A 23,877-nucleotide genomic window follows, 5' to 3' on the forward strand; every position below is an offset into this window, starting at 1 on the left:
ATCCTCGCTTAGCTCGCCCGCCTTCTTGGCACGCACAGCTTCATGTATCTGGTGTTGAATCGCGGCCTCTGAGGCTGGCTCTAGCCCGGCTTCCTGCAAGTAGGCCCGGACGGTTTTCAAGCGGACGCACAAGGCTCCCGCCAATTGGGATACAGACAGGAGCTCTTCTTCCAGCTCGCAAGAAGGATGAGACCAGGGCTGCCGCGGCGGGATACCTCCTCCTGGCAAGCTCTTAATCAACCAATGCGCTGGACCGTAGCCAGCCGCGTGCAGGCGACCGATACCCTGGGATTCTCGCCTTACAACGCTCGGTGACACAGGCTGACTCATGATTTTCCTCCTACTCTGTCAACTTTCCAGCTAGCTACGCGGGCGGCCCCCACTCGTCGCAGACAGCTACCATCCACAATGCGATCAACCCGATTGGCCAGGATTCTCCCGATGCTCCGGTGCGACAGGCTACCTGGTCGCTGGTTGAAGTCATCGAGCGACTCGGCCAGATCGCGGAGTACCTGCGATTCAACGTCATCCTCGTCCACCACACCCTCGGCACACTGGAGCCCAAGATGGTAGGCATTTCCCAGTTCGCGAGTGGTGAAGGTCCGGTATCCCAACACGCGGGCGATTCCCTCAAGCAGTGACGACAAGCGCTCTTGCTCAGGATCAAGCACCTGCCGAGCATCCACGGCGTCCATGGGGTCGACGAGGTCGTCCCGCATGGCGGCCAACCAGGCAATGGGCTGGCGCACCATTGCATCCCATTCTTCAAAGCTGGCCATCTTGCCGGGTGCCGTTGCTGGTGCCACAGAACGATAGGCTGCCATGATCGTCAGAACGTCCCTCACCATGTGCTGGCGCCAATCGATTACATAAGCGGCGGGGTCCAGTTCGAACGACCGGGCGAACGGCCTTTCACTGCCTGGATCAATCCTTGACACCAGCACTCGCCTGGTAAGATCGCCCGCCGGCGCCAGATTGTTACCCGTCAAAAGCCACAGGGTGCGATTGGGGAACGTCACTGTTTCCGACCGGCCAAGCAGACGGTCGGTCAGAGTGTCGCTCGTCAACATGGCCGCCATCGCCGGGCTGTCCCAGATGCCCACGACATTGTCCCAGACCACGCAGCGAGGATCGCCAGCCAAGGTTGCGGTCAGACGCTTTCGCGTCTCTTCGTCGTCGCGGCCATGCGTATGCGGTACCACGTGCGGCACGGAGCCATTAGCCAGCAAGCCCACACATTTGGCCAGCAGTGTCTTACCGCTGCCCTGTACCGGCGCGTCGAAACCAAAGGCTGGCGCAGTGGGCAGCACGGGACGGACCACAGAGGTGAGCAATGCAGCCAGCAACACCCCACGATCTACGGCACTGGTATAGGGAAAGTCACGGAAGGGGTATAGCAGGCGATCCATTGCAGCCAGGGCATCTGCCACCGTGGGCCGATCCGGCACGGATTGCTTCAAATCTTCATTCCGAGCATCAAGCACGAGCCGTGTCGCGTCGTCATACCCCGGCATCATCAGCAGGCTACCGTCCCGCCGCATCGTCGGGGCGGAGATGACGGCATCGGCGGGCAGCAATCGTCCCACAATGTCAGGGACGTTCATCATTTCCACCACACCCCGCGGCGGATTCATCTGAACCCGAACCATGCCCCCATTAGGCTGGGGCTTATCACGGTAAAATTGCAGGCGCGCCCCAAGCAGGTACTGAAGTCCGGGCCTGTCCAGCGCCACCAGCGTCCCGTCTTTTACGCAGGCAACCCGCCCCGCGTAGGCAAAAACATCGGGGTGCTGACTCAGCGCGTCCGCCGCGGCCTCCGCAGCTTCCGCATCACGTCCGGACTGCACTTCGATCCACTCGACACCCCGGGACAGCATGTACGTTTGACCGCCGCGGGCAAATGAGTGGATACAGGGGGATGTCCCATCCACATATAGCTTGGCAACCTGACGACCGTCGTCGTAGTCGGGCTCTATCGGGTCCGGTCCCGTACGGCCGTGGTAGCGGTCGGGCATCACCAAGATCGTCGAAACCGGTACCCATTCGAGCCCACCGCCGTCGTCATGGAGCGGGATGGGGTACGCCCCGGAGAGCACTGCCCCCTTTATCGCACGACGCACGGTTGCGCGGTCATCCTCTGTTGGCTCGCCTCGGCCCTCAGCTTTGGCGACTTGCGCCGCTTTCTCCTCCATGTATTCCACAGCAATAGCATCGGCCTTCGGGCGAACCTCAGCTTTCTCTGCGTCCTGCAACCGTTGAACCTGTGCCAGCATCTCCAGGCTGGGAGGGGTGATCATGCACGTCATGCCGCCACCTCCCTGGCATCAGCCGGCACGAACGCCGAGAGATCAACAACAGCTCCTTCAACTACGACCGGCTTGCCCCGATCTTGGTGCAGGCCACGGCCACAGGCAGCGCCACCCGCGAAGTCCAGGCGCTCGGGCTGCCACACCGCGCCGTCAACCAGCGTGCGTTCCAGCAGGGCTCCAGACTTGCTGACCTTGATGTGTCCATGGCCAGCTGCCCACAGTCGCGTCAGCAGGGCTTCGCCAGCGCCTGGGATGCCCTGAGTATCGTTCACGAGAAACCACAACCGCTGACCGCGTAGCCCGGTCAGGTCTTCGCCGGTATCACTGTTGATGATGTGACTGGAGCTGGACGGATACCAAGCATACCCGGCCCCGGCCAATGCAGGTTCTGCTTCAATGAGCCGGGCCAGAAACTCTTCCCGGCTCAGGACATCGGCACCCGGCTCCGGGTCATAGTCCAGCATCCAGAGTCCCGGCCCCGCCGGCCATGAAATGGCATCCCTGGTGCGAGGATATGGGCCGTCCGGGCGTCCACGTTTGTTCCACTTCCGCTTAGTGATCAGCGTCACGTCATCGACCGGCGCCAGCCCATACATCAGGGCGTGTCTAGCGTCGAGCTCAGGCAACAGCTCGGCCAATGCGGGCAACCCCGTCAGTTCGAGGCACTCGCATCGCCCTCGGATCATCACTCCACCCGGGGACTTTGTCAGCCTCCCTTCCTGGAGAACGAAACGCTTACCGATGGTGGTGGGCTTTAGGGCGGTCACTACAGACAGGCTGAATGCTGTCCTGCTACCATGCATCTCGATAACCTCTTCTCTGGCCGCGTCCACTTGGCGCGGCTTCTCTTTACCTGCTTTCATCAATCCCCCTTGGTGGCTTCCAGGTCCGTGGCCAGCGTCACCAGCATTTCCAGGTGCTCGGCGGTGTACCCCTCGTCGCGCACTTCTTTCACAATGCACACGAAGACATCACGCAAGGCGCGAGCGTCGTCGATGCCGTTGCTGGCACTGTGTGATTCCACAACAGCCAGCAGCTCTCGACGCAGCAGACTCATGCTCGGAACACAGTAATGGAGTTGCATCAGGCGACCTCCTCACGCTGTGTCTCCCATTCCAGGAGGTCGGCGAGGCGCCAGCGGGTGCAGTTGTCGCCCAGCTTTACGGGCCGGGGGAAGTCGTCACGCTCACGCGCCCAACGATAGACAGTGTTGCGATGGACGGCATAGCGGTCGGCAGTTTGCCGGTCGGATAAATAGGTATTGGTAGCATTCATGACGTCGCTCCTACTGTGGGTGCGTAGCCATGATGCGGAGAAGGGCGAGTGGCACGGGCGCATATGCGTGCACATGCGCCCGTGCGTCCTAGTGGGTTACTCGTACAGGGAGGCGAGTAGATTGCGGCTGGGGGAAGCGACCCGAGCCTGAAGTAGCGCGGCTTCTACCGACTCATCGTCAAACACATCCACTTCACCATTCAGGGAAGCCGCGAATGCGAACAGACCTAAAGCAGTCTGGCGGGCACGTGTCGGTACTCTCTTGTCTAGGTCTACTTCGATATTCGCACGGGCAGCGTCCACCGCTCCCCGTTGCTTCCATGCATTAGGGTCAGGGGGGCGTCCGGGAAATCCCCTTCCCTCCATTCCCTTCGCCACAGTACGCAGGATTGCCCGGGATGCTCCCACCCTCTCGAGACGGCCGCTTGCGAACGCCCAGCGTAGGGGAATCACGTACCACCACCCAGCACTGGCCTCAGAAGAGTCGGTTGGGAGATTGAGGCTTGGAGCATGCCGCCACCCGGCATCTTCGGCCCATTCAAAAAACTCAGTGGACTTCAAACTGAAGCGATACCGCTTTACATCCGAAGCAGGGTCGATAGAGCCCGCCTCGGTCAGTCTCTCCCAAGGTTGGGACCATGCGCTGTACTCTTCGAGTGTAAGGCTGCCCAACCATTCGGGGTCAATGTCGATACGTTTGTAGACGCCGTCTACTGTGCTCAGCCTTCCTGCTTTGACCGCATATAGGACATGGCGATACATCTCACCGATCGGTCCCGGCATTGAAGGCGAAGGATTCTGCACTGGCGCCTTGCGCGCCAGCAGGTAGGCGGCTTCAGCCCCCGTGATCATTTCACGTTCTCGCCATAGGGCAAGCGATTCAGCCGAAATGTCTCGCATTGTCACGCACTCGCCTCCCGGATCGGTGTCACGGTGGCAGCTGCCGCGGTGGTGCTGGCGCAGAACTCGGACCATTGCTCCATCAGGCGGCGACGCTTCTCTAGTAGGTCACCGCGCCGATAGGCGGCCTCGGCCTGGTTCTTGATCGTGTGCGCCAGAGCCATCTCCGCAACGTGATGCGGGGTGCTGGTGTATTCGGCGGTCCAGTCTCGGAAGGTGGAGCGGAAGCCGTGAACGGTGGCGTGGACATCCATGCGCTTGAGCACAGCGGCTAGGGTCGCGTCTGACATCGAATGACCCCGCGTGCCAGGGAATACCAGTGTGCTATCAGCATGACGTGGCTGGCGCTCCAGCAAAGCCACGGCCGCCGGCGACAGCGGGACTCGATGGTCTTTTCCTGCCTTCATGCGCTCAGCGGGGATCGTCCAGATCCGGCCTTCCAGGTCGATCTCATCCCACGTCGCTCCCCGGACTTCGCCCGAGCGGGCGGCCGTCAGAATCGTGAATTCCAGGGCACGGGCAGCTGCCCCCTTGCGCTGCCGCAGCTCGGCCATGAAGGCCCCCATCTCCGGGATCGGCAATGCCTTGTGATGCTTGACCTTAGCGATCTTGGTCGGCTTGGGCAGTACCGTGTCTAGGTTGCCGCGCCAACGCGCGGGGTTATCGCCATCCCGGTAGCCACGCGCGATTGCCCAGGACAACACCGCCTCGATGCGCTGACGCACGCGGGTCATGGTCTCGGTCTTGGTGTACCAATGGGGTTCGAGAGCCTGGACGATGTGGGCAAGCTCGATGTCGTCGACGGCCAGCTTACCTAGGATCGGACTGGCATAGGTTGCCAGCGTGTTCTCCCATTGGGCCGCGTGCTTGGGGTTGCTGGCCTCGGCCTGCTTGACCTTCACCACGGCGGCGGCGCACTGGTCGAAAGTGATGCGCTTGTTCTGTTCGGCAATGAGGGCGCGGCGAGCAGCCTCACGCTCGGCGGCGGGATCAACGCCATCCCGGATTTGCTGGCGCGCAGAACGGGCAGACTCGCGCGCTTGCGCCAGCGACACATCTGGGTAAGCACCCAACCCCAGTTCACGGCGATGCCCGCCGATGGTGGCGCGCAGGGTCCAGCAGCGCTTAGCGCCCGGCCCAATGAATAGATAGAGACCGGACACGCCTCCTACGGCATGGCGACCGGGCTGAGTCAGGCGCTTGACCTCCAGCGCCGACATCTCTCGAACTCTCCGCGGCATCCCTGGCCCTCCATACAGTCCACCAATAAAGATGAATATGCATGGTATCCGATGGTGCAAGGCGGTGCAAAAGCTGACGGGTAAGGCATTGATAAAAAACAGTAATGAGGACGGATGGTGCGAGGTAGTTCAGCAGACTGGCGGGCTGTCCCTCCGCCACCTCGAATTGCCAAACGCCGAATCTGTCCTGCGGATTCGGCGTTTTCGTTATGGTATACCCACCTGGATCGTCAGCACGATCAGCCCCTCTCTCACCATACCGATGAAGCTCGAACCAACCCGCCTAGCATTCAGCGGTGCCCCGCGCTTGTCTTCTGTCTCTAGCCGCTTATTCCTTCTCTCTTCTCTCTTCCCACTTTGCTTATTGTTGTTGTTTCTTGTCGGTGTCTCTGCCCTCACCTGTCTCTGCCCTCACCTTCGACCATTGCGCCGGCACCCAGGTTGACGCCTGGCGCTTGAGCAGCAGCTGCCTATAGCGCTCCCAAGCGCTGCGCCTGGCAACCGCACTGACGTGATATCATTAGCAGACTAGGCATTAGCAGATGCCAGGGAATGAGCGGTCCGACTGCTGAAGCGCCACGCCACCCCCCTGGGGGCAAATGATGCGGACGGACTGAACCTTTTCGTTCCGTCATACTCTTATTGCTCAATAAGATATCGCTTAATGAATACCCTAATCATTACTCAGCATACGGCGCGTGACATCATCGTTGAAGGCTCAGTAAACTTTTGACCATGCTGATGGCTTACAGCACGTAGACTGCGCGCCTTCGCAAAAAGAGCAGAGTTTCCCATGAAGCACTTTCGCGTCGAGAGCTACCAGACCAAGGCGCTCAAACGTACCCGGTGGGCCGTTGTCGCCTTCTCCGACTCATCACCAGGAGCGACACGCCAGGTTATCTCACGCCATGACAGCCAGGACGCGGCGCGGTCGGCAGCGGCCGCCCTTGCCTTCGAGGACAGGCTACCCACCCGCCCTGACGATAAAGCGTAAAGAGCGCCCTATTGGTGCGGTATGGCCACCGCCGACCAGCCCAGGATCGCTACAGGCAACGAGACCCGCCAGACAACGTGGGGCCCATGCCAGAGCTGTCAGGCAAAGAGAAAGGATATAGAGGTGGCACTATAGCGGCCGAGCAGAACACCGAGATGGTACCGCCTCTTGATACTGTCTCTTGGCAGCAGCCATATGCTCTCTTAGCCCACTGATGCGGGACTGATGGCCGGGATGCGTGGACAGGATCTCAGGCGGTTGACTGCCGCCAAGCGCCGCCATATTGCGCCACAAGGTGATGCTGGCGCCAGGATCAAACCCAGCGCGTGCCATGATCGCAAGCCCCATCAGGTCTGCTTCTGACTCATGCACCCGGCTGAAAGGCAGCGCAATGCCTAGCTGACTGCCGATCCCCAGAGCTTCCATCAGCGGCTCCTGGCCGACATCGCCCTCGCTGATCAGACCCACCACCAACAGCACCGCCTTGATGCCTAGCTGCTGAGTCAACCGCTCGTTACCATGCTTAGCCAGCACGTGGGCGATTTCATGTGCAATGACGGCGGCCAGCTGGTCCGGGGACTGCGCGACTTCAAACAAACCCGTGTTGACCCCAATACGCCCACCCGGCAAGGCAAACGCATTGGGTGAAGGGGAGTCGAAGATCACCACCTGCCAGTCCTCGGGCGTCTCCACCTCTGGGTATTCCAGGCGAGCTGACTTGATGAGGGCTGCGCTGATGCACTGGACCAGCGCCTTGCGCGACACGTCCTGATCCAGAGGAAGCTCATGGCGAAGCTGATCAAAGGCCTGCCTGCCCATATCGCTCATGACGAAATCTGGCACAAGAGTCAGCTGGCTGCGACCAGCCGGCGTTTCGTCGCAGCCGCTCAGCACCACCAGCAGCAACAACGGCAATAGTCGTCTGAGCATGACCATCTCTCCACACGCCTCCCAGGGACGACGCCCTATTGCTCCAAGGCTCTTACAACATGATTCGGACGCCCGCTCACCATCCAGCGGCAGGCTATTCGCCAGGCTTTGTCCGACAAGTCGACGAGCGAAGGTGAGACAAGGCAAACATCGGTGAGAAAGCGCAGTTTACGAGGAGTAATTGAGCATTTGGACCGATGTTTTAACGCCGTATCACCAAGCGCAGGCACTTTCCGTACAAGCCCTAGTACAGGCGCAGCCCCACCTTGGTGATATGGTTTCCCTCCATGTCACTGACCACCCACTGGATACCGTGCCAGTCGACGTCATCGCCCACGACAGGATGACCGCCCAACCGCAGCCCCAGAAACTCCCCTAGCGTCAACGACGCTTCGCCAGGACTCAGGGTCAATCCGTAAGCGTCGGCCACGTCACCCATGCGCGCCTCAGCATCCAGCGTAAAGGTCCCGAAGAAGGCTCGCTGCTGGCGATGCTTCGCATCCCCATTGAACAGACGATTCAGCGCAGGCAGGTCATCGCTCTTGCCGATGACACAGATGATGTCGTCCATGCGCAGCTGGGTACTGCCTTTGGGATGCAACATCACGTGCTGACGAAACAGCGCCGAAATCAATGAGCCCGAGGGAAAGCGTAACAAGCGAATCGGGATGTCTTCGAGATCAGAGTTCTCGACCTTGTAGACAAACATCTCGAAATCGTTTTCCGGCAAGATGCCAAGCGGGCCGCGATGATTGGGCGTTGCACTGTCAGGCACCATGACCTTCATCCGCTTAGCCATCCACGGCAAGGTCCCGCCCTGAATCAGCAGCGATAGCAACACCACCGCAAAGGCCACATTGAAGTAAAGGTCCGCCCGCTCGACGCCGCCAATGACGGGAAAGATGGCCAGCACGATAGGCACCGCGCCGCGCAACCCCACCCAAGAGATAAAGCCGACCTCACGCCAGCGAAAATGAAAGAACGGCTTGAGCGTGAGAATCACCGCCAGTGGCCGCGCCACGAAGATCAACGCCAGCGCCACTACCGATGCGGGTAACAGCACGTCGAACAGCGCCGACGGCGTAACCAGAAGCCCCAGCACCAGAAACAGACCTATCTGACTCAACCATGCCAGCCCGTCGTGTACCGGCAAGATGAAGTTGAGATGACGACCGGGCTGATTACCGATCATCAGGCCCGCCAGATAGATTGCCAGGAAGCCGCTTCCTCCAAGAGCACTGGTCAGGCCGAAGACACAGAACCCCAGGGCCAGGGCCAGCAGCGAGTAGAGGCCAGGAGCCAGGTCAAGGTAGCGCAGCAATCTACCGATCAGCCAGCCCGCGCCGAGACCCAGTGCAATGGCGACGGCGAACTGCTGGATAAAGAACAGCAGCATGTCCAGCGGGCCGCCCAGGTCCCCCACCAGCGCTTCGATCAACACCAGCGTCAGAAAGATCGCCATGGGATCGTTGGTGCCGGACTCGATCTCAAGGGTCGCACCAACACGCTCATTGAGATTCAGGCCACGCCCGCTGAGCATGGAAAACACCGCAGCAGCGTCCGTCGACCCGACGATGGCTCCGACAAGAAGCCCCTGCAGCAGCGACAGGTCGAACACCCACATCGCCAACAGCCCCACCAGACCGCTGGTAATGAATACGCCTGCGGTGGCCAATCCCAAGGCCGGCCGGAAGCCCACTCGAAAGGTCTTCAGCCGGGTGCGAAGACCGCCATCGAGAAGAATCATCGCCAGCGCCAGGTGACCAATGACGAAGGCTAGGGAATAGTTGTCAAAGTCGATGCCAAGCAGGCCATCCTCGCCCGCCAGCATGCCCAGCCCAAGAAAGAGCACCAGAAGAGGCACCCCCGCTAACGCGGAGAGTCGGCTCGCCAGCACGCTCAACGCGATCAAGGTGCCACATAACAGAAAAAGGCTATTGATGGAGTCCATGCGAGTCCCTTGCAAAGTTCGACCACAGTATCTCATGCGGGTCAAACGCTGATCCATCAAGATGTTGATGGATGCCGCTGGTAGGTGAAATTACCGTTGTATACACTAGCCCGCTGGTACGAACGCCTGATCCACGGGAGACACTTGATGGCGAAGTCAATGCCCTGGCGCCATCGTCTAGGCTGGCTCATGGCCACTGCTTTGACACTGGGCTTTATTAGCGCTTCCTGTCCGGCTGCAGACGAGGAGGGCTCAACCGATGCTGCCGTCGCAGTCGACAGCAGCGAGGCCGCCACGGCGACCCAGCCGCAGGCTGAAAACGATGCTGGGGAGCAGGAAGCGCAGCAGCAAGAGCAGCAGGAAGAACAGCTCGACGAGAGCACCGCCAGCGCTCAGGACGACCCCACGGATACCCCGCCCGCTGCCGAACACGCCAACAACAGTGCGCCCGGTGCCGAGCGACATGATCCCGCAGCAGCCTATGAAGGCCTGCCCACAGGACCAAGCGTGGATACGCCGTCACGGGCCATCGCGCCATCGATCACCGCGGCCCCGGCAGACCCCATCGCTCCCCCGCCCGTGACCACTCTCAACGTCATTCTCGAATGGACCCCGGGTCCGCAGCACGCCGCACTGCTCGTGGCGCAACACAAGGGACTGTTCCGGCGCCGCGGACTTGACGTTCATCTCAAGACGCCGGCAGATCCGGACGTGGCGGCCAAGCTGGTCGCTGCCTCACAGGCAGATCTTGCCCTGACAGATCAACTCAGCCTGCATGCCGCCGTCGATGACGGGCGTCCGATCATGAGGGTCGCTACGCTGGTGGAGCTTCCCCTCGCGGCGCTCGTCGTGCGTGACGACATCAACGCCGCCTCAGCGCTGTCATTAATCGATCATCGGGTCGGCTACGCCCAGCAATCCGACAAGGATGTCCTGCTTAGAGCCATTCTGCAGCAGGAGGGATTGAACCTGTCACATGTGGAAGCGAAGGACGTGCATTTCAGCATCATTCGCGCCATGAGCGAAAACTGGGTTGATGCGGTCGTTGGCGGCCACGGCATCTCGCTACCACGCGAATTGGGTGACCTGGGAGTGGCGACGCGAGTCATGTCGGCAGCGTCCTTGGGCATACCAATTCACGATGGGCTCATCCTGGTGGCCAACCAGGAACACTATCAGTCACAGCAGGATGCCATTCGTAGCTTCATTGACTCGATTGAGGAAGCCACTCGCTGGATCATCGAACATCCCACCGAGGCGTGGGACATCATGGTTCAACAGCAACCGACCATGGACAGCGCAGCAAATGCCGCCGCGTGGCCCGACATCAGGCGCCGACTCAGTCTCCGCCCGGCCGCCATGGATCACGGTCGCTATCGACGCGTGGAACGCTACCTGCACGATCAAGGCATAGTGAAGGAGATAACTCCAGTGTCTCGCCTTGGCCGCGACCCAGGCTGACCCTGGGTCTAAGCCCAGAGCCCAGAGCCCAGAGCCCAGAGCCCAGAGCCTAAACCCACGAGCCCCAAGCCCGGTCGCAAGGGCCACGAAATGACCGAGTGCCTTTTATCCGCCTGGCGTTGGCCGTTATCGCGGCACCTGTTGCTATCAGACTGGCTAGGCTAATGGTTCAAGAAAGCGATCGATGCACTGCTGGAACTCCTTTGCCTTCTCGGTATGCAGCCAATGTCCGGCGTCAAGGGTTTCCAGCGAAGCCTCCGGCAGCACTTCACGAACCGCCGCCAACCTGGCGTCAGCCACATAGTCCGAGCGACTACCGCGAATGACGATGGAAGGCACTCGAATGGGACCCTGACCGGCGGGTTCGGCCATGATGTCTTCGTAACTTCCCTCGATGGCATCCAGATTGACCCTTAGGCAAAGTACATTGCCTTCCCCCCGAACGAGGTTGGTCGCCAGGAACATGCGGGTTGGCTTGTCCTTCACATGCTCGGCCATCAGCTCATCAGCTTCTCGGCGGTCCTTGGGGGCAGACGCCTCCACCGCACGTAGCGCCGCGAACACACTGTCATGTCGGTGCTCGTAGGCTACCGGCGCAATATCGGCCACCATCAGGGACGCGACAAGATCCGGATACAGGCGAGCAAGAGACATGACCACCTTGCCACCCATGGAATGCCCCAACAGGTGGACCTTGTCGGCCCCTGATCCCGTGATGACGTCGGCCAGGTCCTCTGCCATGTCCTCGTAACTCATGCCGTCTGCGTGGGGAGAGCGCCCATGGTTGCGAAGATCGACCGCGATGACACGGCGCTGTTGCGACCAGTGCTTGACGTGGGAGCGCCAGTTGTCGGCGCTACCTAGCAGGCCATGCACAATCACCAGGGGCACTCCCGGCCCACCGCTGTCAGCTACTTCAAGGGCAACCGCCATGTCTGCAACTCCTTCTCTTGCGCAATTCTAGGATCAGGCCCCCACCCACGATGGGGGAAAGAAATGGGGTAAGCACAAAGCTTACCCCGTCGCACCAGCGCCGCAAGGCTGACTTAGCCGTACTGCTAGCCACGCCGATCTGCTGCGCGCTCCGGCCAGCGGTCGGCACTGCCCGTGGCGACGACCAGGCGCTGGGTCAGCGTCTTGAGCAACACCCCGTAAAGGGGCAGGAAGAACGCCAGACTGATGGCCAGCTTGATGGCGTAGTCCACTGCCGCAATTTCCGGCCAGTGCAAAGCCATGAAGGGGTCAGGCCCTGCATGGAAAGCAATGGCAAAAAACGCCAGCGTATCGACAAGATTACCGAGCAGCGTGGAAGCCGCTGGGGCTACCCACCAGGCGCCCAAGCGCCGTAAGCGGTCAAACACCTGCACGTCCAGCAGCTGGCCGAGCAGATATGCCATAAAACTGGCAAGTGCAATACGCGCGACAAAGAGATTGACCTCATCGAAGGCAGCCATGCCCACATAGCTTCCCTTGGGAAAAATCACCGACACCAGGTAGGAGATCACCAGGGCTGGCAGCATGACCCGCAAGATGATCGCCCGAGCGGGCTCCTTACCGAACAGCCTTACCGTCAGGTCCGTGGCGAGAAAGATGAAGGGAAAACTGAAGGCGCCCCAGGTGGTATGCAAGCCAAATACCGTGAAGGGCAACTGCACGAGGTAGTTGCTGGCGGCAATGACGGCAATATGAAAAGCCACCATAAGTGCCAGCAATCGACGGCGCTGATCGGTCGTAAGCGTCAACATAGCGAACCTTTTTGGTAAGGGGTGAGGGAACCCTGGTGATCGAGTCATGACGACAGACGTCGCGCATGAGGGTGTTGAGAGGCAGCAAACGTAGGCCCTGCTCGGGGAAACCGAGGTAGACCCGAGACGCAAACACCCCAAAAGTGCCTGCCGCGCGCTCTTATGCCGGGTGCAGGATTATACGCACATCGCCATGGCCATGCCATGCATGCCACGCGGCAGCCAGCCTGGAGGCCGCCTGCGCCCCCACCACACGACGATGAGACAGCGTCTGTTAGCGCCCGTTGCGAATCGATTCTCTTTAGTCAATATCGGTAACAACACGAAGGCTATGGTTACTTAACGAGACAATAATTTGCTAATTCTGCTGTAGCGGTCACAAACAAGCGTTTAAGACGCGTTTACTCCTACAATGCGCTATAATTGAGGAGTTTCTTAATCACTGACGCACTGAAAGGCGAGCCGTCCTGGAGCGACATAAGCCTGGAGCAACCCAGGCCTGAAGCAACCTAGGTTCAGAGCACCCCAGGCATACAGCGAAAACGTCTATGGGCTTGTGTTGCAGCCCCAAGCGGGAGCGGGATGGCAACGCTGATCATCCGCGCTCACTTAATCAGGGTGACAAGACATTTATGCGAAACACTGCAACCTCTTGCAACGCCCCACCCGTCCAGAACCTGCTGGACCGCAAGCCAGCGCCGGGTGTCGATATGATCAGTCACCATTGCAGTGGAGAGTGCTGATGAACAGCCAACAACGTGTTGCCGGTCGTCTGCTTGAGGGAGGAGACGCCGTGGTCGATAGGGCCAGTGGCCTGCTCAAGGCGATTGCCAACGACAACCGGTTACGAATTCTCTGCCTGCTGGAAGGACACGAACTCTCCGTCACGGAGCTTAATCAACGACTTAGCCTAAGCCAATCCGCCCTATCGCAACATCTGGCCATTTTAAGGCGCGCGGAACTGGTCACTACGCGGCGCTCCTCTCAGACCATCTACTACTCACTCAATGGTGAAAGTGCGAGCATCATGATCGCCGCGATCGTCAAGATGAACGCCGCCAATGACGATTGATGGCCGTCACATCGAGACGGCCAAAAGGCAGGATGCCAACCGCCTTGAGTATCGCTACAAGGCTTGAGGACCAACACTGTCACGCAGAGCGTGGCGAAAACTCAAGCCTTGTGCAGGCGGGTGTTACTCGCCCCCCTTCCAGCAATACCCTTTAACGATGCTCCCAGCGGGATGCGTCCAGGCGCTCTTCTACTCTATCAAGGGCCTTGTCCACCACAGCAGAAGAGGAAAAGCCTAGCCGCTGAGCTAGCGTCGGCACTGACGACAGCTTGACGCTGAAGACCCGACGTTCGGACATCACCTGAGCGAGATACGCTTCGCTGGTCGACACGCCATCTGCCAGCCCCTTCGCCACGGCTTCCTCGCCATACCAGACCTCGCCGGTGGATACGGCTTCAATATCCACATGGGTACGACGCTCAGCCACATAGGACTTGAACCTCTCGTGAATATTCTCGAGGTCCTGCTGAAGTTTGTCTCGTCCCTCATCGGTATTTTCGCCTAACACCGTCACCGTTCTTTTGTAGCGACCCGCGGTAAACAGCTCGACGTCAATATCGTGGCGCTTCAACAGTCGATGGACGTTAGGAACCTGTGCCACGACACCAATGGAACCGACGACGGCGAAGGGTGCCACGATGATGCGCTTGGCGTTGCACGCCATCAGATACCCGCCGCTGGCAGCCACCTTGTCGACACATGCCGTGGTATTGAGCCCCGCAGCATTGAGCCTGTCCAGCTCTGCAGCAGCTTGCCCGTAGGCATGGACCACTCCGCCTGGGCTCTCGATACGAATGATGACATCGTCCCCCTCACGGGCAGTATCGATCAGCAGTGAGACCTCCCTGGCCAGGCGGTCGACCCCACTGGCCTTGAGATTACCGTGAAAGTCCAGGACCCAGGCAGTAGGCCTGCTATCGTCACCCTGGCCTGCCTCTTTTGTCTCGTCCGATGACGTCTTGAAGGGCCAGAGCCCCCGGCGACGCTTGGGCGACATGGCCTGAACAAGCCTCGCCCGCAGCCGGCGCTGGCGCTGGCCCAAGTCGACAATCTGCAGCTGCTCTCGCCCTTCGCTCTTCTGGCCGCGTGATCCAAGCGCAATCGCTCCCATGACAACCAGCGCGACCAGCAGCAACTGAACAAAAAACGTCACCAATTCACCCAACCACTCTTCCATGACATCCTCCTGCGACGCTCATGACGTGAGACGAGACCGAACAGGCAGAATCATGCTTTACAACCACCAGCATGCTCGGCAACGACAATCTCGACCTTGATTAAAACATCCGTTTGAAATACGCTTCCATACAGATTCCCAGACCCAGGATGCAACATGTCAACCACCCTCGAGTCCCTGCGCTCTCGCTTCAACCCGGATGCTGCCAAGGGCATGAACGAAGTCTTCCAGTTCCATTTCAGCGATGTCGAAGACTACTACGTGGTCATCGATGATGGCGCGCTGGATATCCAGCAAGGCGAGCATGACGACCCTTCTGTCAGCCTGAGCATGAGCAGTGAGACGCTCAAGGGAATCATGCAAGGCAACATCAACGGCATGACGGCATTCATGACCGGTAAACTTAAGGCAACCGGCAACATCATGCTGGCGACACGGCTTACCGACCTGTTCCCGAACTGATAGCCCGCGGCCAGCAGACAAGCTGCTGGCCGCTCCGCGCGACTGTCATTCTTCGACGCCGACCTCGACTAACCGGCGCTCACACAGCTCATCCCTAAAGCCGTTCATTTCTCAAGCCGCTCATTTCTCAAGCTGTTCACCCCTCAACGAGCTCATCCGCCAAGCGGCTTAGGCCCTAGCCACCCCGGCCGTCGCGCACCTCAGCCAGGTGCAGCTCTATCAGTTCGCGGGAAATCGAATAGAGAGGGGGAAGCTGGGGTAGTGTGCGCGGTGTAAACCAGGCGGCATCTTCGATTTCATGGCCATCAATCCGGATTCTTCGGGTCGAGGCTTCCACCAGATAGCCAAGCATCAGAGAATGAGGAAATGGCCACGCCTGACTGCGAATGTAGCGTAACCGTCCCAACGAGATACCGACCTCTTCATGCACTTCACGATGCACAGCCTGCTCGGCAGATTCGCCGGGCTCGATGAATCCCGCCAGAGTGGAATACCGCCCAGGGGGAAACCTGGGGCTGCGAGCCAGCAGCAGCGACTCGCCATGGGTTACCAGGGTAATGATGCACGGTGAAATACGAGGGTAGTTGCGATGACCGCAATGGTAGCAGTGCATCGCAAATTCGTGCTCGAGCCGCGTGGCGGCCTGGCCGCAACGCCCACAGTAGCGGTGGTTGGCCATCCAGGCCCCCACCTGAAGCGCGGTCGACACGAGGGCGAACCATGACTCGGGTAACTGAGCCAACCATCCACGACCGTCGATCCAGTCATCCCCTGGCTCGGATTCCAGACGCAGCCCAATCGGGTCGTCGTTCCACCAGCAAAGGGGTTGCACCTGGTCGTCCCAGTCCTGAATCAGCCCCAGCGGCGTATCGTCGACGCCAGGGGCGATGCGCCCTTCCGACAGCCTGATCACTCGGCCGCGCGCTATTCCCTGCGGCAGCTCCCGACGTAGCATCAGTGACTCTCCTCCTTGGGCTGACCTAGGCCAGCATACTCCGGTGCCAAGTGGTCCCAATGACACTGGCCCGCCTTGGACCTCACGGCGTCGAGCTTCGCCAGGTGCGCCTGCTGCTCATCCTCATCGGGACGAATCACCGTCAACCGCCCTGCATCCAGTGACAAGCGGCGCACTGACAACTCACCCGGAACTGCCGCCTGCTGATCCTTGTCATCTCCGGCATCCAGCGTCAGCGCGGTCTGGCCGCCCGTCATTGCTAGATAGACGTCGGCCAGAATCTCAGCGTCAAGCAAGGCGCCGTGAAGCACCCGGTGACCGTTGTCGATGTCATAGCGCTTGCACAGCGCATCCAGGCTGTTGCGTTGGCCGGGATGCAGCTCCCGCGCCATCGTAAGGGTATCCAGCACGCCGCAATGCTGCCTGACCGGACCAGGATAGAGATCGGGCCGAGTCGCCTTCAGCAGCGAGAATTCATGATCGATGAAGCCCACGTCGAAGGGTGCGTTATGGATAACCAGTTCAGCCCCCCGTATGAAGTCCCAGAACTCGGCTGCCACGTCGGCGAAGACCGGCTCGTTGGCGACTCGCTCATTGGTGATACCGTGAATCCCGATGGCTTCAGCATCGATATCACGTTCTGGATTGATGTACTGATGATAGGTGTTACCGGTGAGGCGACGATTGATCATCTCCACCGCACCGATCTCAATCATTCGGTGACCATCGCGGGTCTCGATACCGGTGGTCTCAGTATCCAGCACTATCTGTCGCATGGGGATTTCCTGAATGTGGTAACGCCAGCGCCTGCGGGGTCAGGCGCCGCTCAACAAGTCGTCGATGGCTTCGTTGACCAGCCTGTCGGCAGCTTCATTGCCTGGGTGGCCGCTGTGCCCCTTGACCCAGTGCCACTCGATCTGATGACGCTGGGTCTGGGCGTAGAGCTCGCGCCAGAGATCAGCATTCTTGACCGGTTGCTTGGCAGCTGTCTTCCAGCCACGCTTGATCCACCCGTGAATCCACTCGGTAATGCCCTTGCGCAGGTATTCTGAGTCTGTCCACAGCGCGACTCGGCATTCCCGCTTCAACACGCCGAGGGCGCGTATCGCGGCGGTCAGCTCCATTCGATTATTGGTGGTGTCATGCTCGGCGCCCTTGAGCTCCTTGCGATGGTCGCCACTCTCGAGCAGCGCGCCCCACCCTCCTGGCCCTGGGTTACCTCGACACCCTCCGTCCGTATAAATAGTGACGACAGGGAGTGAGTCCGGTGTGGTCAACGCATTTCACCCTTTTTTCTGCTTCTGATGTTGTCGGACGCTAGGCTCCAGACAGGTGGTACCCAGGTGAGCACCACCGACCTGCAGGCCAAACAGCGGCCGCCGTCCTTGTGTGCACGCCAACTGAGAGCGACAGCGCGCCTGAATGATGTAGCAGTCGCCCATCGGCAGGTTATAGCGCCGACCCAGGGTTTCCAGCATGGTGTTGCGCCCGGACAACCCCGGCAGACGAAAGCGGCAGTAGTCTAACCGGTCGATCTCGACATCGACAAACTCCAGCCAGTCCCTGAGCGTACCCGGTGTTCGCCAGTGTCCCTGACCTGGCAGATGGCGTCGCTGCCGTGGGCTGAGCCTCATCAGCCCGGACACCGACAAGGGAGACCACCCGAGCAGCACCAGCCTGCCCTGCGGCGCCAACACACGCACGGCCTCCTGCAGCAATTGATGAGGATGGGCCACGACCTCAAGCAGATGATTGAGCACTACTAGATCAACCGCCCCATCGGGTAGCGGGAGGCGCTCGGGCAGGCATACCAGCGTGCTGGAACTTTCCGCCAACTCCCTGGTCGGAGACCATCGTATCCAGTGACGTACGGCGGTCATGTCGACCAAAGGTTCGGCCAGAGATAGCTCGAGGCCATGCTGGCCGCACCAGCGCTCCGCCAGAGGACCCAGACAGGCCCTCTCGCAACGGCGGACAGCTTGACCACTGTCACTGGACCAGTAGCGTCGAGCGTGCCGTATCAGGCGCGCGAGCTCCATCGGCTCCGACGCATTTGACATAGTGGACTCGTGCCTCCAAAGTGTCTGATTTTGCAGGGCGAAAAGCGAAGTTTACTGAAGACATCAGCTGCCGCCTGTCGCCACTAGCAGAGCGCCTGCAAGCTAACTAGACGTGTGCGCCTGCGGCATTAAATCCAGTGGCTATCGACTCTGCGGCTTTCGAAGGAACCTGACGACCATGCTAAGCGTGACACCGATTCCTGCCTTTAGCGACAACTATATCTGGCTACTGCGCCAGGATTCGAGTCAAGAGGTCTGCGTGGTCGATCCAGGCGACGCCGAGCCCGTCATTCAGCTGCTCGAACGGGAAAACCTGACGCTGGGATGCATCCTGGTGACCCATCACCATCACGACCATACGGGCGGCATCGCCGAACTGGTCGAGCGCTACTCACCGCGCGTGGTCGGACCCAGAGCATCAGACTCGGACGCTCCCACGGTCGAGGGCATTACCGAGATCGTCGGTGATGGTGATGAACTACGCGTGATGGGGCGCCTGTTCGAGGTGATGGCGGTTCCGGGGCACACCCTCGACCACATCGCTTTCTTCACCGCTGGCATCCCCTCTCTACTGTTTTGTGGAGACACCTTGTTCAGCGGTGGCTGTGGCAGATTGTTCGAAGGATCCCCCGAACAGATGCTGCGCTCCCTCGAGCGGCTGAATACGCTACCAGCCGAAACCCTGGTATTCTCGGCTCACGAATATACCCTGGCCAACCTTGCCTTTGCGCAGGCGGCCAATCCAGGCAACCCCGAGGTTGCCCGTGCCCTGACCGACTGTCAGAAAGCACGTGAACTGGACCGACCCACGCTGCCAACAACGATGGAACGTGAGCGACGTATCAATCCTTTCCTTCGTTGCGATGATGAGGATGTCAAGCGCGCTGCATCAGCTCATGGGTCGACCGACAGCACGGACGCCACCTTTGCCACGTTGAGAGCCTGGAAGGATGACTTCTAAGGTCGCCATCAACTAGGCGTTCCATGTACATCGCCCCATGACAGGTTCGTGAACCCTTTCATGAACCGGGAGAACTCTTACGCATGACATTTCACACGACCCGTAGACGACTTCTTGGTGCTGCCAGTAGTCTGGCGCTCCTTGGCTCGTTGATGGCCGGTGCCTACACCTCGCAAGCCTCACCGCTCCCACCCGGTGGAGCACTGCCCTATAACAGCAGCCCCGGCAGCACTGCGGCCGCCCAGGGCGGCGCTGCGGCGCACCAGCATTTGACCACCCACTTCTGGGACGCGCTGGAACTGGAACCGCAGGATGCCTGGACCAGCCTGCGCGGAGATTTTCAGTGGAACGATGTGGCCGTCAATGCGCGTGTGCAGGAGTGGATCGACTACTACCAGAAAAGTCCCCACAACGTTGCTGAGATCACCGAACGCGCCCGTCCGTGGCTAGCCTGGATCACCCAACAGGTGGAATCCCGCGGTCTCCCCGGCGAGATCGCCTTGATCCCGTTCGTGGAAAGCTCCTTTGACCCCAAGGCACGCAGCCACTTTGGCGCCGCTGGACTGTGGCAAATCATGCCGCGTACCGGCGACGCGCTGGGGCTGAAGCGCAACGGTGCCTGGGATGGCCGCAACGACGTCGTGGCATCGACTCGCGCCGCCCTGGACTACATCGAGATGCAGGCCGATCAGTGGTACGAAGGCGATCTGATGCTGTCTCTGGCTGCCTACAACGCTGGCGCTGGTACGGTCAACAATGCCCGCCGCGCCGCGCAGGCAAGAGGCCTGGCCGGAGACTACTGGGACCTCAATCTTCCCGCCGAAACGATGGCCTACGTTCCCAAGCTGATTGCGATTTCTCGTATCATCGATAACCCCGAGCGCTACGGCGTGACGTTACCTGACATCAGCGGCTCCGCGGCCTTCGCCAAGGTCTCGGTGACAGCTCCCATCTCGCTCAGCAAGGCCGCCGCCCTCGCCGGCGTGACCACCAGCGAGCTGGCCGAGCTGAACCCTGGGCTGAAGTCACGCAACGTCAATCCTCGCCACACCCGTCAAATTCTGGTCCCTGCCGAGAGCGCAGCGACCCTGCGCAGCGCCCTCACCAACATCAACGATGTTCAGGTGGCCAGCGCAGACCCGGCAGACACTCATGTGGTCGAGAGCGGCGAGACCCTCACGCGCATCGCCATGCTCTACTCTGTGTCACCTCGTGATCTTGCCCAATGGAATGGCATCGATAATCCGCAGGCTTTACAACCGGGCCAGCAACTGACACTTTCCGGAAGATAAAGCGGACGCCATTCTGGCGTCCCTCAGGACAAGGATTTCAGCGCGATGCGACAGGTGGCGATTGGCGTGAGCCTCGCGAGCGTGCTGCTGGCCGGACATTGTGCGGCCGCAGACGTGTCTACCGTTCCCACGGTGCATGCCCTACCTCTGTTCGGTGAGCCGGCGCTGCCGGCTGACTTTGACCACCTGCCCCATGCCAACCCCGATGCTCCTCATGGAGGCAGCCTGGTTCGTGCTGCCCAGGGCAGCTTCGACTCGACCAATCCCTTTATCGTGCGCGGCACTCCCGCCTCTGGGCTTACCCAGATCTATGACACCCTGCTGGAGTCGAATCCGGGTGAACCTTTCACCATGTATGGGCTGCTGGCCGAAGGCATCAGGCTCGATCCGGATCGGCGCTGGGTCGAATTCGACTTGCGCCCGGAAGCGCGTTTTCATGACGGTGAACCGGTTGATGCCGACGATGTTGTCTTCAGCTTCCAGACGCTGACCACCCAGGGACAGCCGTTCTATCGCGCCTACTACAGCGACGTTACCAGCGTGACCGCGGTTGATCGCGATACCATCCGCTTTGAACTTGGCGACAGCGAGAGCCGAGAGCTGCCGCTGATCCTGGGGCAGATGCCGATCCTGCCTGAGCACTTCTGGCAAGACCGTGATTTCGAGGCCGTCACCCGCGACGCCTTGCTGGGATCGGGGCCCTATCGTATCGCCGAGGTAGATCCTGGCCGCCGAATCGTCTACGAGCGGGTCGATGACTACTGGGGGTGGCAGGTTCCGGTCAACGTGGGCCGCCACAATATCCAGCGACTGGTGTTTGACTACTATCGCGACCAGACGGTGGCGCTGGAAGCCTTTAAGGCAGGCAACCTCGACTTTCGACTGGAGAACTCCGCCAGCAACTGGGCGACCGCCTACGAGTTTCCTGCGCTCAAGGAAGGGTTTGTCAAACAGCTGCAGGTGCACGATGGCCAGCCAGCGGGCATGCAGGCCTACGTGATGAATCTGCGCAAGGACAAGTTTCAGGACGTGCGCGTACGCGAGGCCATCACCATGGGCTTCGACTTTCCATGGCTGAATCAGAATCTGTTCTATGGGGCATACGAGCGCACCGACAGCTACTTCGAGAATTCCGAGATGGAAGCCAGTGGCCTGCCTTCCGCCCAGGAGCTTGCCTTGCTGGAGCCCTTTCGTGACCAGCTACCCGAGCGGGTCTTCACCCAGCCATTGCCCATGGAGCAACCCGAGGCCTTACGCCCACGTCTCGCTCATGCCCTTCAGCTGTTGACCGAAGCCGGCTTCGAAGCCCGAGATGGCACGATGGTCAATGCGCAGACCGGGGAACCGCTCAACATCGAAATCCTGCTCTACAGCACCCAGTTCGAGCGCATTGCTCAGCCGTTGCTGCGCAATCTTGCAAGGCTGGGCATCCAGGGCAATATTCGCACGGTGGATGTCAATCAGTACCTCAACCGCCTACGCAACTTCGATTTCGACATGGTGGTGGGCAGCTATCCACAGTCCCTGAGTCCCGGCAATGAACAGCGCGAGTTCTGGGGAAGCGAGTACGCAGACCGTCCCCAGAGTCGCAACCTCATCGGATTGAAGGATCCGGTCATCGATGCCCTCCTGGATCGTCTTATCGCCGCGGAATCGCGCGAGGCACTGGATACGGCCGCGCATGCCCTCGACCGCGTGTTGCGCTGGGGGTTCTATGTGGTTCCGCAGTTTCACCTGGCCGCACACCGTATCGCGCTGTGGGACAAGTTCGCCTGGCAGGAGCCCTTTCCCGAGTACACGCTCGATCTCAGCGCCTGGTGGGTCGATGGCGAGCGCGAAGAGGCCGTCGAGGCCCGCCAACGCAGCCGCTGAAGGGCTGGCGAGATACCGTCCGCTGGAAGTCCAGCATGAAGGCGGCATAAAGGGGGCGCCGACGTTGATTCGGGCGAGTTGCTGAGTGACGCTCAACGCATCACCGTGGCAGCATGACGAGAACCTGTTCTGCAAGGAAGTGCCGTGGGTGCCTACATACTGCGCCGACTGTTGTTGATGATTCCCACCCTGCTGGGGATCATGCTGCTCAATTTCATGATCGTTCAGGCCGCCCCCGGCGGCCCCATCGATCAAATTCTGGCCCGTTTCGAGGGCTTCTCCAGCGAGGCCAGCACACGTCTGCAAGGCGGAGGTGGCGAGACGCTCACCAGCGGTGAGTCACGCGGTAGCCGCGGGGTGCCCGAGCAGTTCATTGCTCAACTCGAACAGCAGTTCGGCTTCGACAAGCCCGCCCATGAGCGCTTCTTCGACATGATGGTGGACTACGCCACCTTCGACTTCGGCGAGAGCTTCTTCCGCGGTGAAGCGGTCACCACACTGATGCTGGAGCGTCTGCCGGTGTCGATATCGCTCGGTCTGTGGACGACGCTGCTGGTCTATCTCATTTCCATCCCCCTGGGGGTGCGCAAGGCGCTAAAACACGGCTCCGCCTTCGATGTCTGGACATCGGGGCTGGTCATCGTGGGATATGCCATTCCGGGGTTCCTGTTCGCCATCCTGTTGATCGTGCTGTTCGCGGGTGGCAGCTACTTCGATGTCTTCCCGCTGCGTGGGCTGACCTCACCGGATTTCGCGGAGCTGGGAACCTGGGGCAAAGTAAAGGACTATCTCTGGCACATTATCCTGCCGGTCAGCGCCTCGGCCATCGGCAGCTTTGCTACCCTGACCATGCTCACCAAGAACAGCTTTCTTGATGAGATTCATCGCCAGTACGTGCTGACGGCCAGAGCCAAGGGCGCCGGTGACCGCAGGGTGCTGTACGGTCACGTCTTTCGTAACGCCATGCTGATCATCATCGCCGGCATGCCTGCCGCCCTGATTGGCATCTTCTTCACCGGCTCGCTGCTGATCGAGGTGATCTTTTCCTTGAACGGCCTGGGGCTGCTCGGCTTCGAGGCCGTGATGCAACGTGACTACCCAGTCATCTTCGGCACCTTGTATCTGTATACCCTGATAGGCCTCCTGTTAAAGCTGGTGTCCGACCTGACCTATGTCTGGGTGGACCCTCGCATCGACTTCGACACTCGGGAGTCCTGACC

At 60.2% G+C, this 23,877-nt stretch carries 23 protein-coding genes; 8 read left to right on the forward strand and 15 right to left on the reverse strand.

Annotated elements, in window-relative coordinates; genetic code table 11:
* Positions 1-326 precede the first annotated feature (326 nt).
* From JF545_RS03515 to JF545_RS03540, 6 genes are all read right to left on the reverse strand, one after another.
* Complete coding sequence (locus JF545_RS03515) at positions 327-2,297, reverse strand: hypothetical protein (RefSeq protein ID WP_206938905.1); 1,971 nt, start codon at positions 2,295-2,297, stop codon at positions 327-329.
* A gap of 5 nt (positions 2,298-2,302) precedes the next feature.
* The gene (locus JF545_RS03520; RefSeq protein ID WP_206938907.1) at positions 2,303-3,172 is read right to left on the reverse strand and encodes a hypothetical protein; all 870 of its coding nucleotides are present in this window, start codon (positions 3,170-3,172) and stop codon (positions 2,303-2,305) included.
* Positions 3,172-3,393 (reverse strand): hypothetical protein, encoded by a 222-nt coding sequence (locus JF545_RS03525; RefSeq protein WP_206938909.1) that lies wholly within the window; start codon positions 3,391-3,393, stop codon positions 3,172-3,174. Before JF545_RS03525 ends, JF545_RS03520 begins: the two co-directional genes overlap by 1 nt.
* Positions 3,393-3,584, reverse strand: coding sequence for a helix-turn-helix transcriptional regulator (locus JF545_RS03530; RefSeq protein WP_206938911.1), 192 nt, complete (start codon positions 3,582-3,584; stop codon positions 3,393-3,395). The genes JF545_RS03525 and JF545_RS03530 overlap by 1 nt, the downstream gene beginning before the upstream one ends.
* Positions 3,585-3,680: 96 nt before the next feature.
* A complete protein-coding gene (locus JF545_RS03535; RefSeq protein WP_206938913.1) occupies positions 3,681-4,490 on the reverse strand; it encodes a hypothetical protein in 810 nt (269 codons plus the stop codon).
* Positions 4,487-5,725 carry a tyrosine-type recombinase/integrase gene (locus JF545_RS03540; RefSeq protein WP_206938921.1) on the reverse strand — a complete coding sequence of 413 codons (1,239 nt, stop codon included), beginning with the start codon at positions 5,723-5,725 and terminating at the stop codon, positions 4,487-4,489. Before JF545_RS03540 ends, JF545_RS03535 begins: the two co-directional genes overlap by 4 nt.
* Before the next feature lie 793 nt (positions 5,726-6,518).
* Here JF545_RS03540 and JF545_RS03545 point away from each other — a divergent pair.
* A complete protein-coding gene (locus JF545_RS03545; RefSeq protein ID WP_206938923.1) occupies positions 6,519-6,719 on the forward strand; it encodes a hypothetical protein in 201 nt (66 codons plus the stop codon).
* 129 nt (positions 6,720-6,848) lie between these two features.
* Here JF545_RS03545 and JF545_RS03550 read toward each other — a convergent pair whose 3' ends face one another.
* Both JF545_RS03550 and JF545_RS03555 read right to left on the reverse strand, forming a co-directional pair.
* Complete coding sequence (locus tag JF545_RS03550; RefSeq protein WP_206938925.1) at positions 6,849-7,649, reverse strand: M48 family metallopeptidase; 801 nt, start codon at positions 7,647-7,649, stop codon at positions 6,849-6,851.
* Positions 7,650-7,893: 244 nt separating this feature from the next.
* On the reverse strand, positions 7,894-9,600 hold the full coding sequence (locus JF545_RS03555) for a potassium/proton antiporter (RefSeq protein WP_206938927.1): 1,707 nt from the start codon (positions 9,598-9,600) through the stop codon (positions 7,894-7,896).
* A gap of 189 nt (positions 9,601-9,789) precedes the next feature.
* Here JF545_RS03555 and JF545_RS03560 point away from each other — a divergent pair, with 189 nt between their 5' ends.
* Positions 9,790-11,061, forward strand: coding sequence for an ABC transporter substrate-binding protein (locus tag JF545_RS03560; RefSeq protein ID WP_206938929.1), 1,272 nt, complete (start codon positions 9,790-9,792; stop codon positions 11,059-11,061).
* Positions 11,062-11,217: 156 nt separating this feature from the next.
* Here JF545_RS03560 and JF545_RS03565 read toward each other — a convergent pair whose 3' ends face one another.
* Together JF545_RS03565 and JF545_RS03570 are read right to left on the reverse strand one after the other, a co-directional pair.
* Complete coding sequence (locus JF545_RS03565) at positions 11,218-11,994, reverse strand: alpha/beta fold hydrolase (RefSeq protein WP_206938931.1); 777 nt, start codon at positions 11,992-11,994, stop codon at positions 11,218-11,220.
* 125 nt (positions 11,995-12,119) lie between these two features.
* The gene (locus tag JF545_RS03570; RefSeq protein WP_206938933.1) at positions 12,120-12,806 is read right to left on the reverse strand and encodes a 7-cyano-7-deazaguanine/7-aminomethyl-7-deazaguanine transporter; all 687 of its coding nucleotides are present in this window, start codon (positions 12,804-12,806) and stop codon (positions 12,120-12,122) included.
* A 742-nt stretch (positions 12,807-13,548) separates the two neighbouring features.
* On the opposite strand from JF545_RS03570, the gene JF545_RS03575 reads away from it, so the two are divergent.
* On the forward strand, positions 13,549-13,878 hold the full coding sequence (locus tag JF545_RS03575; RefSeq protein ID WP_206938942.1) for an ArsR/SmtB family transcription factor: 330 nt from the start codon (positions 13,549-13,551) through the stop codon (positions 13,876-13,878).
* Positions 13,879-14,029: 151 nt separating this feature from the next.
* Here JF545_RS03575 and sohB read toward each other — a convergent pair whose 3' ends face one another.
* The gene (gene sohB, locus JF545_RS03580; protein ID WP_206938944.1) at positions 14,030-15,055 is read right to left on the reverse strand and encodes a protease SohB; all 1,026 of its coding nucleotides are present in this window, start codon (positions 15,053-15,055) and stop codon (positions 14,030-14,032) included.
* Between the two features lie 156 nt (positions 15,056-15,211).
* On the opposite strand from sohB, the gene JF545_RS03585 reads away from it, so the two are divergent.
* Positions 15,212-15,517: an SCP2 sterol-binding domain-containing protein gene (locus tag JF545_RS03585; RefSeq protein WP_206938946.1), complete on the forward strand. Its 306-nt coding sequence runs from the start codon at positions 15,212-15,214 to the stop codon at positions 15,515-15,517.
* Positions 15,518-15,692: 175 nt separating this feature from the next.
* Here the strand turns inward: JF545_RS03585 and nudC are convergent, their stop codons facing one another.
* The 4 genes from nudC to JF545_RS03605 are packed head-to-tail and all read right to left on the reverse strand — an operon-like array spanning position 15,693 to position 18,532.
* Positions 15,693-16,472 (reverse strand): NAD(+) diphosphatase, encoded by a 780-nt coding sequence (gene nudC / locus JF545_RS03590; protein WP_206938948.1) that lies wholly within the window; start codon positions 16,470-16,472, stop codon positions 15,693-15,695.
* A complete protein-coding gene (gene dnaQ / locus JF545_RS03595; protein ID WP_206938950.1) occupies positions 16,472-17,248 on the reverse strand; it encodes a DNA polymerase III subunit epsilon in 777 nt (258 codons plus the stop codon). The genes nudC and dnaQ overlap by 1 nt, the downstream gene beginning before the upstream one ends.
* A gap of 39 nt (positions 17,249-17,287) precedes the next feature.
* Positions 17,288-17,749 (reverse strand): ribonuclease HI, encoded by a 462-nt coding sequence (gene rnhA / locus JF545_RS03600; RefSeq protein WP_206938954.1) that lies wholly within the window; start codon positions 17,747-17,749, stop codon positions 17,288-17,290.
* 6 nt (positions 17,750-17,755) lie between these two features.
* On the reverse strand, positions 17,756-18,532 hold the full coding sequence (locus JF545_RS03605) for a class I SAM-dependent methyltransferase (protein WP_224852104.1): 777 nt from the start codon (positions 18,530-18,532) through the stop codon (positions 17,756-17,758).
* Positions 18,533-18,710: 178 nt separating this feature from the next.
* Between JF545_RS03605 and gloB the strand changes: the two genes are divergently transcribed.
* From gloB to JF545_RS03625, 4 genes are all read left to right on the forward strand, one after another.
* Positions 18,711-19,493 carry a hydroxyacylglutathione hydrolase gene (gene gloB / locus JF545_RS03610; RefSeq protein WP_206938963.1) on the forward strand — a complete coding sequence of 261 codons (783 nt, stop codon included), beginning with the start codon at positions 18,711-18,713 and terminating at the stop codon, positions 19,491-19,493.
* Positions 19,494-19,576: 83 nt separating this feature from the next.
* Positions 19,577-20,785, forward strand: coding sequence for a transglycosylase SLT domain-containing protein (locus JF545_RS03615; protein ID WP_206938970.1), 1,209 nt, complete (start codon positions 19,577-19,579; stop codon positions 20,783-20,785).
* A gap of 45 nt (positions 20,786-20,830) precedes the next feature.
* Positions 20,831-22,657 (forward strand): extracellular solute-binding protein, encoded by a 1,827-nt coding sequence (locus JF545_RS03620; RefSeq protein ID WP_206938972.1) that lies wholly within the window; start codon positions 20,831-20,833, stop codon positions 22,655-22,657.
* A 144-nt stretch (positions 22,658-22,801) separates the two neighbouring features.
* On the forward strand, positions 22,802-23,875 hold the full coding sequence (locus tag JF545_RS03625; RefSeq protein ID WP_206938974.1) for a microcin C ABC transporter permease YejB: 1,074 nt from the start codon (positions 22,802-22,804) through the stop codon (positions 23,873-23,875).
* Positions 23,876-23,877: the final 2 nt, after the last annotated feature.

This window comes from Halomonas litopenaei (assembly GCF_017303055.1).
Classification (GTDB): Bacteria; Pseudomonadota; Gammaproteobacteria; order Pseudomonadales; family Halomonadaceae; genus Halomonas; species Halomonas litopenaei_A.